This is a genomic window from Pseudomonas sp. IC_126 (genome assembly GCF_004331835.1).
Classification (GTDB): domain Bacteria; phylum Pseudomonadota; class Gammaproteobacteria; order Pseudomonadales; family Pseudomonadaceae; genus Stutzerimonas.
Window position 1 is genome coordinate 697,751 of the sequence record NZ_SJSS01000002.1, and the last position, 12,327, is coordinate 710,077.

Below are 12,327 nucleotides of genomic sequence, written 5' to 3' on the forward strand. Positions count from 1 at the left end.
TCTGATCCTGTTGGTAGGCTGGCGCCTACATTCGCCGCGAGGGCGCGCCGCCAACAAAAACGGTGCGGTGGGTTTTATTTTGTAGCCGACCTGAATGTCAGGGCGCCCGTCGATAGGGATTAGCCAGCGCCCCCGACAGATCCAGCGTCCCCTTCTCGACGAACCGCTGCGTGCCGAAAAGCCCACCGGCGAGCTTGCCGCGCAGCACGTAGGGCACCTCCTCCATGCCGATGTCCTCGGCCAGCCCCAGCGCTTGTCGCGCGGCGGAGAACGCCGAAATGGTCACCGGAACGGTCAGCACGGTTTCGCCGAAGCGCGGCACGCTGCCGCGCTCATCGCTGACACCGCTGGCCAGGCGTCGACCGTTGATTTCCAGATCGAGCGCCACGCCGTTGTACTCCAGCGCCATGTCGTTGGGGTTCTGCACCCGCAGCTTGACCGCCATGCGCAGCTCCAAGCCCTCACCGGGCAGCGGCTGAATGCCGGCGACCTGGACGTTGAGCGGGTCGCGCGGACTGAGCGCCGCGCAGCCGGCCAGGCTCAGCAGAAGCATGATGATCGATAGCAGAGCAGTGGCGGGGGCGGCTCGACGCATGCACATAAAAGTATTCACTCGGATTTCTTGGTGAGATTGCCCAGACCCTGCAACAGCTCCATGGGCAGCGGGAAGACGATGGTCGAGTTCTTGTCGCCAGCGATGTTGCTCAGGGTCTGCATGTAGCGCAGCTGCATTGCCCCACTCTGACGGCCAAGCATCTCGGCAGCCTGCATCAGTTTTTCCGACGCCTGCAGCTCGCCTTCAGCATGAATGACCTTGGCCCGCCGCTCACGTTCCGCTTCGGCCTGGCGGGCGATGGCGCGGATCATCGATTCGTCGAGATCGACGTGCTTGATCTCGACGTTGGCCACCTTGATGCCCCAGGCGTCGGTCTGCGCATCGAGCACTTGCTGGATGTCGTTGTTGAGTTGTTCGCGTTCGGCCAGCATGTCGTCCAGATCGTGCTTGCCGAGCACGGCGCGCAGGGTGGTCTGGGCCAGCTGGCTGGTTGCCGAATGGTAATCCTCTACCTGAATGATGGCCTTTTCGGCATCCAGCACGCGGTAGTAAACCACCGCATTGACCTTGACCGAGACGTTATCGCGAGAGATCACGTCCTGCGTCGGCACGTCCAGCACCAGGGTGCGCAGATCGACCCGCACCATTTGCTGAATGCCGGGAATGACCATGATCAGCCCCGGCCCCTTGACCTTCCAGAAGCGCCCTAGCTGGAACACCACGCCACGCTCGTATTCGCGCAAGATGCGGAAGGTCGATGCGAGCAGCGCGAAAAACAGCACCAGCACCGCGATGAAGCTCATTTCAAAACCCATGGTTCACCTCTCCTCGATTGGCGGCGCGTCGGCCGCGGTGACGTCCAGTTGCAGCCCGTGTCTCGCCACGACACGGACTTGTTGACCCAGATGCAAGGGAGCCGCGCTGCGGACCTGCCAATGCTCGCCCTGCAGCAGCACCCAGCCGCAAGCCGGGTCGGCCGCCTGAACGCGGCTGATCGGCGCCAGGCTACCGATCAGCTCGGCATCACCGCTGACCACGCGCTGCCGGCGCGCCTTGAGCGCCATGCTGACGATGGCGAACACCAGCAGCGCGCTGACCACCGCCAGGGTGCCGATTAAGGTCAGGGGAATACCGTAGCCCGGCACCTCGGTATCGATCAGGATTACCGAGCCGGTGACGAAGGCGGCGACGCCGCCCAGGCCGAGCACGCCGAAACTGGGCGCGAACGCCTCGGCGATCATGAAGCCCAGGCCCAGCAGAATCAGCGCTACCCCGGCGTAGTTCACCGGCAGCAGCTGCAAGGAATACAACGCCAGCAGCAGGCAGATGCCGCCGATCACGCCACCGCCGGTCGTGCCCGGATTGGAGAATTCGAATATCAATCCGTAGATGCCGATCATCATCAGGATCAGCGCCACGCTGGGGTTGGTGATCACGGCCAGCAAGCGCACCCGCCAGTCCGGTTCGTAGTGATCGAGCGTTGCGTTGGCGGTCTGTAGCCTTCGCTCGCCAGCGCTGGTCTGGATAGTTTTGCCGTCGAGTTTGCCGAGCAGCTCGTCGACATCGGCAGCGAGGTAATCGATCACCTTGAGTTCCAGTGCCTCGCTGGCCGACAGGCTCACCGCCTCGCGCACTGCCTGTTCCGCCCATTCGGCATTGCGCCCGCGCAGCTGCGCCAGGCCACGGATATACGCAGCGGCGTCGTTGACCTGCTTGCGGCTCATGGCATCGCCGCCGTCGGCGGAATCAGAATTTTCGGCGTCTGGCGGCTTCTCGGACGGGCTGCCTGGCGAGCCGCCGATCTGCACCGGCGTGGCGGCGCCGAGGTTGGTGCCCGGGGCCATCGCGGCGATATGGCTGGCGTAGAGCATATAGGTGCCAGCGCTGGCTGCGCGCGAGCCGCTGGGCGTGACATAGGTGGCGATCGGGACGGGACTGGCGAGCACTTCCTTGATGATGGCGCGCATCGAGCTGTCCAGCCCGCCGGGTGTGTCCAGCTCCAGCACCAACAGCTGCGCATTGGTTTGCGCGGCGCGCTGTATGCCGCTGGTGATGTAGTCGGCGCTGGCCGGACCGATCACGCCGTCGACCCGCAGCACCGTCACCGGAGCCGCAGCCAGCGTCGTCCCGACGATACCCAGCCATATTGTCAGGAGCGTCAGCAGCCAGGCCAATCGATCAATGGGGCGTCGCATCGGCGTGATCCTCCCGAATCGACGATGGCGCGACGAGGTATCGCGGCACTACCAGAGAGGGTAGTCCAGTTGACGCGAGGTTCCCGTCACGACGTCGGATCGTCCGCAAGAGACCGGCGTCTGAACTCTCGGGCGCCATCGGGCCTCACAATTCAAGCGAGGCTGATATCCGCGCGGGTTTGCCGCGCCGGCCCGCTCCATGAGGAGTCTTCCATGCGTATTCACCATCTCAACTGCGGCTGCATGTGCCCGGTGGGCGGCAAGCTGTTCGATGGTTTCAGCGATGGGCTGACCGCCAGCCTGGTCTGCCACTGCCTGTTGATCGAGACCGAGCAGCACGGGCTGGTGCTGGTCGACACCGGCTTTGGCAGCTGCGATGTGCTGGAGCCGCGCAAGCGCCTCAGCCAGTTCTTTATCGCCTTCAACAACATCAAGTTCGAGCGTCGCTTCACGGCGCTGGAGCAGGTGCGCCAGCTTGGTTTCAAGCCCGAAGACGTTCGGCACATCCTGCTTACTCATCTGGATTTCGATCACGCCGGTGGCCTCGAGGATTTCCCCGAGGCCCAGGTCCACGTGCTGCAGCGTGAAATGGATGCGGCGCGCTCGACTCACAGCTTCATTGGTCATCGGCGCTACCGTCATCGGCAATGGGACGAGGTGCGCAACTGGCAGTTCTACGAGCCGGGCGGCGATAACTGGTTCGGTTTCCAGGCCGTCAAAGAGCTGCGCGGGCTGCCGCCAGAGCTTTTGCTCATCCCGCTGACCGGCCATACCCACGGCCATGCGGGCGTCGCGCTGCAGACCGATCAGGGCTGGCTGCTGCACGCCGGCGATGCCTATTTCTACCGCGACGAAGTCAGTCAGACCGAGCGTTACTGCACGCCGGGCCTGCGTTTGTACCAGCGCATGATGGAAGTCGACCGTCCGGCGCGCCTGTCCAATCAGCATCGACTCTGGACCTTGTCGCTGGAACACAAGGGCGAGGTGACGCTGTTCTGCAGCCACGACGCCAAGGAACTCGAACGCATGCGCGCGAGGCAGGGTTGATGTCGCGACATGACGAAGAGCGCTTGGGCGGACCGGTAGGCGCCATGATGAAGTACGTCCGCTGGGTCGGACTGGTGACCTGCACAATCGCGGGGCTGGGCTACATGCTGGTAGGCAACTTCAACATGGCTGGCTTGATGGTGGCGCTGGCCGTTCTGTCGTGGATCAACATTCGTCGCAAACGCCGAGACCGATCTGGAGCGCCGCCGACCGAGGACTGACCTTGATCCGCTGGCAGATGGAAATGGAGCCAGTTCCAGCCCATTCGCGGGGTTCGACTTTCTGCGTATGGAGCGCCTGCGCCGCTTCTGTAATAGTTAGCAGGCTAAGCGAAGCCGTTTGGCAATGCGTACCGCCCACAAGGTGATGCGTATCGCAACGATTGGCCAACCACGCCGCCTGTTGCGTTTCTTCCCTATCGGTGCCTGTAGGCGCCCCCTGCGGCTCAAACGGCCGCAACCGATTCTGACAACCGCTGTCCATCGACGGCGGTTGTCGCTCCTTCCGCGTTGCTGCTGCGCTTGTGCGCCGTAGACCGAAGGAACCCCCAAGGTGTGATCAGGGTCGACTCAAGTGAGCTTTTCAGCCTGCACAGACCCGAGGGGACACACATGGACCTGATCCGAATCATCATCGCGATACTTCTGCCTCCATTGGGGGTGTTTCTACAAGTCGGCTTCGGTGGAGCCTTTTGGCTGAATATCCTGCTGACGCTACTGGGCTACATTCCAGGCATCATCCACGCGGTCTGGATTATCGCGCGGCGCTGATAGCGTTGCGGTAGAACAGTCCGGCTCAGCTTGGCGCAGGCGCCGGACGCTTTGTCCTCAAGGGCGCGTCTCCCGCATCGCCTGCTGTTTCGTCGAACAACCAGCGAGATCCGGCTCGGGAGTTATTACGGGCCGGATGAATCGTTCTGGCGCGAGTGAAACGAACCCTTGCCCCGCAGGACGGTCTGAACCCGGCCATTCAGCCGGGTTTTTTGTGCTCGCAACCGCAGCGGTGTAAAGTCCCCGGTCGACTTGCTGCGTGAGCCTATCTCGCGCGAATCACCTTTGAACTTGACGGGATGTGGAGCGTTCGCTTGCTAGCGACGCAGCTGCCCGCGCTGCTGTGGGTATCGGTCATCGCGCCAGCACCCGGGAAGGAAACCAAATGGGCGACTCTTTCATCAATCGAGAAAACTTCAGGCGCATCCTCAACCGCAATGTGGCCGTGCCCCTTGGTTTCGGGTTTCTCAGCGCATTCTTCTTCAGCGCTATCGTCTATTACCTGTTGAACGTCAGCCATTGGGTCGAGCGCTCGGTTCATGGCGTTGCCTACGCGCACGACATGCTGAAAGTCGCAGGCGATATGGAAGCCTCCATGCGTGGCTATCTCATCGCCGGCGAGGAGATTTTTCTCGAGCCTTACCGAAAAGAGCTGCCCGCATTCGTCGACCTGATGAACCGGCTCGAGGAGTACGCGAGCGATACCCCGGTGCAATTGGGTCGTGTCGAGCGTATGAAACAACTTCATGGGCAGTGGCTCGGATATGCCGAAGAAGCCATTGAGCGTCGTGCACGGAACGAGCCCGTGACCGAGTACGTACGCAGCAAGCGCGGGCTGGACCTGAAGGAGGAGCAGCGTCGGCTGCTCAACGACTTCATTGCCTATGAACGTCAGACTCGCACCGAGCTTACCGACACGTCGGAAGTGGTCACTACGGTTCTGATCGGCGGTTTTCTGCTGTTCAGCCTGGTATTCAGTGGCCTGCTGGTTTACTTCGGGCGCCGCGACCTGATCAATCTGTCGGACAGCTATGCCAAATCACTGGAGCAACAACAGGCGCATGCCGCGGCGCTGGAGAAGCAGGCCTGGTACCGCACCGGCCAGACCCAACTCAGCGAGTCGATGATCGGTGAGCAGGCGCTGCCGACGCTGGGGCAGAACGTTCTGAGCTTCCTCTCGCGTTACCTCGACGTGGCGGTCGGAGCGCTCTACGTGACGCAGGACGGCAAGCTGCAGCGGGTCGCGGAGTTCGGCTGGGACAAGGACAAGCTGCACGGTGACCGGACGCTGGAAATCGGCGAAGGGCTGGTCGGGCAGACTGCCCTGGAGCGGCGAGCGATGGCGCTCGACAGCGTGCCGCCCGGTTATATGAAGGTCACTTCGGCGTTGGGCAACACCGACGCCAGATCGGTATTGATCGTTCCCGTGGAAGACAGCGGTATGCTCAATGCCGTATTGGAGATCGGCTTTCTGCGGCCCCTGCACGAAGAAGACAGCGAGTTGCTGCGGCGCGTCAGCGAAAGCATCGGTTCGGCCATCGAGGCCGCGCGCTATCGCCAGCGCCTGCAGCGTATGCTGGCCGAGACCCAGCAGCTCAACGAAGAACTGCAGGTGCAGCAGGAAGAACTGCGCGCCGCCAATGAGGAGCTCGAAGAGCAATCCAACGCCCTGCGTGAATCGCAGGCGCACATGGAAGAGCAGCAGGCCGAACTGGAACAGACCAACGAGCAACTCGCCGAGCATTCCGAAGAGCTGGCGCGTCAGCGCGATGAGATGGATCTGAAGAACAATCGCCTGCATGAAGTGCAGCTGATGCTCGAAGAGCGCGCCGACGAGCTGCAGCGCGCCAGTCGCTACAAGTCGGAATTCCTCGCCAACATGTCGCACGAGCTGCGCACGCCGCTCAACAGCTCACTGATTCTCGCCAAGCTGCTGTCCGATAATCCCGAAGGCAATCTGAGCGACGATCAGGTGCAGTTCGCGCGCTCGATCTATTCGGCAGGCAACGATCTGCTCAACCTGATCAACGACATTCTCGACATCTCCAAAGTCGAAGCCGGCAAGCTCGACGTGCGGCCTGAACTGCTCGTTCTGACACGCATGATCGACGGGCTGAAGAGCCTGTTTCTCGCGCAGGCGCTGGAGAAGTCGCTGCAGTTCCAGGTCGAACTGGCCGAAGACTTGCCATCGAGCCTCTACACGGACCGACAGCGACTGGAGCAGATTCTCAAGAACCTGCTGTCGAATGCCTTCAAATTCACCGAGAAGGGCTCGGTGGAGCTGCATGTGATGCGCCATGGCGATGGTCAGGTCGCCTTCGCCGTGCGTGATTCGGGGATCGGCATTCCGGTCGATCAGCAGGATGTGATCTTCGAGGCGTTCCGTCAGGCCGACGGCACCACTAATCGCCGCTATGGCGGCACTGGCCTGGGCCTGTCGATTTCTCGCGAACTCGCCCAATTGCTGGGCGGCACCATCGAGGTGAGCAGCGAGCCGGGCGCAGGCAGCCTGTTCACGCTGATCGTCCCAGAAAACTACAGCGCCCCGGTGGCTGTTCAGGAGCCGGAATTGCCTGCCGCCGCGCCGATCGAAGCGTCTGCCGCATCGGTGTCCATGGCGCGTGTGCAGCCCGTGCCTTCGCCGGCCGCGCCGCTACGCGCGCAGGAGCCGAGCGTGCCGGCTCTGGCCGACGACCGTGACGCCCTTCCATTCGGACGCTCGGTGCTGGTGATCGAAGACGAGCCGCAGTTCGCCTGCATTCTCCGCGACCTCGCGCACGAGCTGAAGTACAGCTGTCTGATCGCGCAGAACGCCGATCACGGTTTCGACACTGCCGTGCAGTACCGCCCTGATGCCATCTTGCTGGACATGCGACTGCCCGATCATTCCGGTCTGACCGTGCTCGAGCGGCTCAAGGAGAATCCTGTCACGCGGCATATCCCGGTGCATATCGTGTCCGTCGAAGACCGCAAGGAGGCCGCCCTGCAAATGGGCGCCATCGGCTACGCCACCAAACCCACCACCCGCGACGACCTCAAGGAAGTATTCGGCCGGCTGGAAGCGAAGCTGGCGCAGAAGGTCAAGCGCATCCTGCTGGTCGAGGACGACGCCCGCCAGCGTGAAAGCGTGTCGCGATTGATCGAAGACATCGACGTGGAAATCACGGCGGTGGAGTTCGGCGCGCAGGCTCTCGAACTGCTGCGCTCGACGCTCTACGACTGCATGATCATCGACCTCAAGCTGCCGGACATGGATGGCCATGAACTGCTCGAGCGCATGGCTCACGAGGACATCTGCTCCTTCCCGCCAGTCATCGTCTACACCGGGCGCAACCTGACGCGCGATGAAGAAGCGTCGCTGATGAAGTACTCGCGCTCGATCATCATCAAGGGCGCGCGGTCGCCGGAGCGGCTGCTCGACGAGGTCACGCTGTTCCTGCACAAGGTCGAATCGGACATGGCGCCGGAGCGGCAGAAGATGCTGAAAAGCGTGCGCAGCCGCGAGAAGGCCTTCGAGGGACGCAAGATTCTGGTGGTCGACGACGATGTGCGTAACGTCTTCGCACTGACCAGTGCGCTGGAACAGAAGGGCGCGCTGATCGAGATCGCCCGCAACGGTCACGAGGCCATCGCTCAATTGCAGAGTGTGACCGATATCGATCTGGTGTTGATGGACATCATGATGCCGGAGATGGACGGTTTTACCGCGATGCAGGAGATCCGCAAGGATTCGCGCTTCGCCAAGCTGCCGATCATCGCGGTCACCGCTAAAGCCATGAACAACGATCAGGACCGCTGCTTGCGCGCCGGGGCCAACGACTACCTGGCCAAGCCAATCGAGCTTGATCGCCTGTTCTCACTGATTCGTGTATGGCTACCTAAAGTGGAGCTGTTGTGACATGCCTCACCGCAATCAGGCCATCGAGCTGAAGCTGCTGATCGAAGCCATCTATCTGCGCTACAGCTACGATTTCCGCGACTATTCCGGCGCTTCGCTCAAGCGCCGGGTGCTGCTGGCATTGAAGCAGATGCAATGCGAAAGCATCTCGGAGCTGCAGCGCAAGATTCTCTACGATCCGCAAGCCTTCATGGAGCTCTTGCAGTTCCTCACGATCCCGGTCAGCGAGATGTTCCGCGACCCCAGTTATTACCTGGCGCTGCGCGAGCAGGTGGTCCCGGTGCTGCGCACCTACCCGTCGCTGAAGATCTGGATCGCCGGCTGTAGCACCGGCGAAGAGGTCTACTCGATGGCGATCCTGCTCAGGGAGGAGGGCCTGCTGGAACGCACCATTCTCTACGCCACCGATATCAACCCACGGTCGCTGGAACAGGCACGCCAGGGCATCTTCGATATTGGCGACATGCAGCAGTACACGACCAACTACCAGCGCGCCGGCGGCAAGCGCAGCCTCAGCGATTACTACACGGCCGCCTACGACTCGGCGATCATGGACAAGACCTTGAAGGACCAGGTGACCTTTGCCGACCATAGCCTGGCGACCGACAGCGTCTTCGCCGAGACCCAGTTGATTTCCTGCCGCAACGTGCTGATCTACTTCAACAAGCCGCTGCAGGATCGGGCCTTTGGCCTATTCCATGAATCCCTCTGCCATCGCGGCTTTCTCGGCCTGGGTAGCAAGGAGACCGTTGAATTCTCCGGTCATGCCGACCGTTACGAGGCGTTCGACAAGCCACAACGGATCTTTCGCAAGCTATGACGTTCGCGACCCGAGATGTTTCAGGCAAATCACCTGCGCGGGCCATCGATGCCATAGTGATCGGCGCCTCGGCGGGCGGTCTGGCCGCCCTCAGTGCCTTGGTCGACGGCCTGCCGGGAGATTTTCGTCAGCCGCTGCTGATGGTCCAGCACGTGCCGCCGTACGGGCCGACACAACTGGTCGAGATCTTCCAGCGCAAGACCGCGCTGCGGGTCAAGGAAGCGGACGACAAGGAGCCGGTGTGCGGAGCGACGCTGTATTTCGCCGCGCCCGGCTATCACCTGTTGGTGGAAGCGGACCTGACGCTATCGCTCAGCCAGGACGAGGCGATGCACTTTTCTCGTCCCTCGATCGATGTCTTGTTCGAATCGGCCGCCGATGCCTGGGGCGAGCGCGTTGCCGGTATCCTGCTGACCGGCGCCAACGAAGACGGCGCGGCAGGCCTCGAAGCGATCAAGCGGGCCGGCGGCATGACCATCGTTCAGGACCCTGGCGAAGCCGAGGTTCAGACCATGCCCTTGGCCGCACTCCAGCGCTTTGCGCCGGATTACATTTTGCCCTTGCGCGATATTCATCGACTGTTGCGTGAACTGGAGTGACCCATGCCCGACCATACCGATGAAGCGAACCTACTGATCGTCGATGACCTGCCGGAAAACCTGCTGGCGCTGGACGCCATTCTCAGGAACCCGGGGGTTCGCGTGCATCAGGCCGAATCGGCGGAACAGGCACTCGAACTGTTGCTTCAGCATGAGTTCGCACTGGCTATTCTCGACGTGCAGATGCCTGGCATGGACGGTTTCCAGCTGGCGGAGATGATGCGCGGTACCGAGCGCACCAAGCAGATCCCTATCGTGTTCGTCAGCGCCGCCGGGCGCGAACTCAATTACGCCTTCAAGGGCTACGAGAGCGGCGCGGTGGATTTCATGCACAAGCCGCTCGATACCCATGCGGTTCGTAGCAAAGTCAGTGTATTCGTCGATCTTTACCGCAACCGCAAGCGGATGGCGCGTCAGCTCGAAGCGCTCGAGCGCAGCCGCCGCGAGCAGGAAGTGTTGCTCGATCAGCTACGCAGTACCAAGGCCGAACTGGAAGACGCCGTGCGCATGCGCGACGACTTCATGTCGATCGTCTCCCACGAGCTGAAAACGCCCCTCAATACCCTCATTCTCGAAGTCCAGCTGCGCAAGCTGCAGCTGGGGCGGAACAACTTCGCCGCGTTCAGCGACGACAAGCTGCGGCAGATGGTCGACAAGGACGAGCGGCAGATCCGCAGCCTGATCCGTCTGATCGACGACATGCTCGATGTCTCGCGCATTCGCACCGGCAAACTGTCGATCCGCCCCGACCGCCTCGATCTGGGCAAGCTGGTCGCTAGCGTCGTCGAGAATTTCGCGCCGCAGATGGAAGCCAGCGGTTGCACGCTGCTGTTTCAGCGACCGGAGCCGATCATCGGTGTCTGGGATGAATTCCGCATCGAACAGGTGCTGGCTAATCTGCTGACCAACGCAATGCGCTACGGCGCCGGCAAGCCTGTGCAGGTCAACGTCAGCGCGACTCCGGTGACTGCCTGTATCGAAGTGCGCGATCAGGGCATCGGCATCAGCCAGAAGAGTCTCGAAAGAATCTTCTGCCAGTTCGAACGCGCCGAAGGCAGCGAAAGCAGCGCCGGACTGGGGCTTGGGCTGTTTATTGCCGAACAGATCGTCAAGGCGCATGACGGTCGCATTCAGGTCGAAAGCGAAGAGGGCAATGGCGCGCTATTTAGAGTCTTGCTGCCGTTGAGCGATGAGGCCTAAAGCCGGCCCAACGCCCATTCAACTCCAAGCTGCGGTACTAGTAGACAGCTCGGAGCGCGCCGTTGCGGTCCAGACGGTACGCGCTAACGGCTTCGTACACTGCTTTCCTCAAGCGGTTGATGCCGCCGATTGGCCGGTGCTCAGGTAGCGAATGCCAAGGGTTGAAGGACAGGTTGTCACAGTCGATATTCTGCGCCGGACTGTCGAAATCCTGAGCGAGAAGGCGGATATCCGCGACGGACTCAAAAGCGGAGATCGCCTCGTCCCACTCAACGCTGGGATCCTCGATAGGCATGTAGAAATCGGCGTTCTGCCGTTGTACCTGCAAGGTAAAGCAGGCGGGCGTCTGGTCGAGCGAAAGCTGCTGGTAGAGCGCGTTGCGCAAGAAGTTGGGTAGGTCGCGGTTCTGTTCGGGTAATTGGTAAGCCGGGCAGTTCTCCGGCGCAGGTATCACTCGGTATTTGATATTCAGCGGTCCATGCTTGAACGGCGCCACCGAGTTGTAGGTGGTCGCCACTGGGCTGTCGGGCGCTGGCGATAGGGTTTTCAGCGCAATCGCCAGATGGCGGATTTCCCAGTCGCGGGGATCCCAGCCTGGGAAGAATGCCAGCACTTTCTTGCCCTCGGCCTGAGCAGCGAAATTGCTTCGGTATTCGGCTACGTCGCGGACGAAGAATGCGGGGTGATTAAACATGACGAAATCCTGCTCAGCGGCGTGAGCCGGGTTCGCTGTCAACTTCTGTCCCGGTACTTCGAGCAGCTTTATCGCCATGCCTCGCGCATCACGAACGCGATCGAACTGAGGATAAGCATTGCCGTTCGAAAGCCTTACCCAGGCCTGCCAGCTATGGCCGGGTTGGCTGAAGACGCCATGCTGTAGGCCGCTGTCGATGTCCCCGCGGACGGAAACCTCCGCCCTGAGGCAACCATGCGCTTTGGCGTGCGCGTCGCGCAGCACCCGGGTGTTGTCCCGGTGTTGTTCGACGACCCGGATTGCGTCAGCAATAATGGCCTGCGTGTCCGCTTTTTCGGTGACAGGAATCTGTTCCTCGCGTGACACCGGGCCGGAAAATTTCCAGCTATAGAGCAGGCTGCCGATCAGCCAGCCGCCGAGGCCTACGGCCAGAGCCAACAATAGGATTTTGCCGAGCCAGCTACCGAGGCAGAGCCAGAATTTCTTGAGCATGGTGAAGTCCCTTTTGACCTTTCCATTATGGGAGCAGCAGCGCTGCGATCCGTGGC

Annotated in this window: 11 protein-coding genes; 7 read left to right on the forward strand and 4 right to left on the reverse strand. The window is 61.6% G+C overall.

All coding sequences use genetic code 11. The features are described from left to right. Positions 1 to 97: 97 nt before the first annotated feature. From E0D86_RS08590 to E0D86_RS08600, 3 genes are read right to left on the reverse strand one after another with little or no spacing between them, the layout of a single operon-like run. Positions 98 to 595 (reverse strand): LEA type 2 family protein, encoded by a 498-nt coding sequence (locus E0D86_RS08590; protein ID WP_371924061.1) that lies wholly within the window; start codon positions 593 to 595, stop codon positions 98 to 100. 14 nt (positions 596 to 609) lie between these two features. Then, positions 610 to 1,371, reverse strand: a complete 762-nt coding sequence (locus E0D86_RS08595; protein WP_131649592.1) for a slipin family protein — start codon at positions 1,369 to 1,371, stop codon at positions 610 to 612. Between the two features lie 3 nt (positions 1,372 to 1,374). Beyond that, positions 1,375 to 2,751, reverse strand: a complete 1,377-nt coding sequence (locus E0D86_RS08600; protein WP_131649593.1) for a nodulation protein NfeD — start codon at positions 2,749 to 2,751, stop codon at positions 1,375 to 1,377. A gap of 213 nt (positions 2,752 to 2,964) precedes the next feature. On the opposite strand from E0D86_RS08600, the gene E0D86_RS08605 reads away from it, so the two are divergent. The 7 genes from E0D86_RS08605 to E0D86_RS08635 all read left to right on the forward strand — a co-directional run bounded on the left by E0D86_RS08605 (position 2,965) and on the right by E0D86_RS08635 (position 11,085). Continuing rightward, on the forward strand, positions 2,965 to 3,798 hold the full coding sequence (locus E0D86_RS08605; protein ID WP_131649594.1) for an MBL fold metallo-hydrolase: 834 nt from the start codon (positions 2,965 to 2,967) through the stop codon (positions 3,796 to 3,798). Continuing rightward, positions 3,798 to 4,019, forward strand: a complete 222-nt coding sequence (locus tag E0D86_RS08610; RefSeq protein WP_131649595.1) for a hypothetical protein — start codon at positions 3,798 to 3,800, stop codon at positions 4,017 to 4,019. Before E0D86_RS08605 ends, E0D86_RS08610 begins: the two co-directional genes overlap by 1 nt. 390 nt (positions 4,020 to 4,409) lie before the next feature. Further along, positions 4,410 to 4,568: a YqaE/Pmp3 family membrane protein gene (locus E0D86_RS08615; protein ID WP_131649596.1), complete on the forward strand. Its 159-nt coding sequence runs from the start codon at positions 4,410 to 4,412 to the stop codon at positions 4,566 to 4,568. A gap of 385 nt (positions 4,569 to 4,953) precedes the next feature. Next, complete coding sequence (locus E0D86_RS08620; RefSeq protein WP_131649597.1) at positions 4,954 to 8,466, forward strand: response regulator; 3,513 nt, start codon at positions 4,954 to 4,956, stop codon at positions 8,464 to 8,466. A 1-nt stretch (position 8,467) separates the two neighbouring features. Beyond that, positions 8,468 to 9,286: a protein-glutamate O-methyltransferase CheR gene (locus E0D86_RS08625; RefSeq protein WP_131649598.1), complete on the forward strand. Its 819-nt coding sequence runs from the start codon at positions 8,468 to 8,470 to the stop codon at positions 9,284 to 9,286. Beyond that, the gene (locus E0D86_RS08630; protein WP_131649599.1) at positions 9,283 to 9,885 is read left to right on the forward strand and encodes a chemotaxis protein CheB; all 603 of its coding nucleotides are present in this window, start codon (positions 9,283 to 9,285) and stop codon (positions 9,883 to 9,885) included. The genes E0D86_RS08625 and E0D86_RS08630 overlap by 4 nt, the downstream gene beginning before the upstream one ends. 3 nt (positions 9,886 to 9,888) lie before the next feature. Next, positions 9,889 to 11,085 (forward strand): hybrid sensor histidine kinase/response regulator, encoded by a 1,197-nt coding sequence (locus E0D86_RS08635; RefSeq protein WP_131649600.1) that lies wholly within the window; start codon positions 9,889 to 9,891, stop codon positions 11,083 to 11,085. A 37-nt stretch (positions 11,086 to 11,122) separates the two neighbouring features. Here E0D86_RS08635 and E0D86_RS08640 read toward each other — a convergent pair whose 3' ends face one another. Further along, complete coding sequence (locus E0D86_RS08640) at positions 11,123 to 12,271, reverse strand: catalase family protein (RefSeq protein ID WP_131649601.1); 1,149 nt, start codon at positions 12,269 to 12,271, stop codon at positions 11,123 to 11,125. Positions 12,272 to 12,327: the final 56 nt, after the last annotated feature.

Coding starts and splice junctions, on each gene's coding strand:
- E0D86_RS08590 (WP_371924061.1), bottom strand. CDS start 595: ATGCGTCGAGCCGCCCCCGCCACTGCTCTGCTATCGATCATCATGCTT.
- E0D86_RS08595 (WP_131649592.1), bottom strand. CDS start 1,371: ATGGGTTTTGAAATGAGCTTCATCGCGGTGCTGGTGCTGTTTTTCGCG.
- E0D86_RS08600 (WP_131649593.1), bottom strand. CDS start 2,751: ATGCGACGCCCCATTGATCGATTGGCCTGGCTGCTGACGCTCCTGACA.
- E0D86_RS08605 (WP_131649594.1), top strand. CDS start 2,965: ATGCGTATTCACCATCTCAACTGCGGCTGCATGTGCCCGGTGGGCGGC.
- E0D86_RS08610 (WP_131649595.1), top strand. CDS start 3,798: ATGTCGCGACATGACGAAGAGCGCTTGGGCGGACCGGTAGGCGCCATG.
- E0D86_RS08615 (WP_131649596.1), top strand. CDS start 4,410: ATGGACCTGATCCGAATCATCATCGCGATACTTCTGCCTCCATTGGGG.
- E0D86_RS08620 (WP_131649597.1), top strand. CDS start 4,954: ATGGGCGACTCTTTCATCAATCGAGAAAACTTCAGGCGCATCCTCAAC.
- E0D86_RS08625 (WP_131649598.1), top strand. CDS start 8,468: ATGCCTCACCGCAATCAGGCCATCGAGCTGAAGCTGCTGATCGAAGCC.
- E0D86_RS08630 (WP_131649599.1), top strand. CDS start 9,283: ATGACGTTCGCGACCCGAGATGTTTCAGGCAAATCACCTGCGCGGGCC.
- E0D86_RS08635 (WP_131649600.1), top strand. CDS start 9,889: ATGCCCGACCATACCGATGAAGCGAACCTACTGATCGTCGATGACCTG.
- E0D86_RS08640 (WP_131649601.1), bottom strand. CDS start 12,271: ATGCTCAAGAAATTCTGGCTCTGCCTCGGTAGCTGGCTCGGCAAAATC.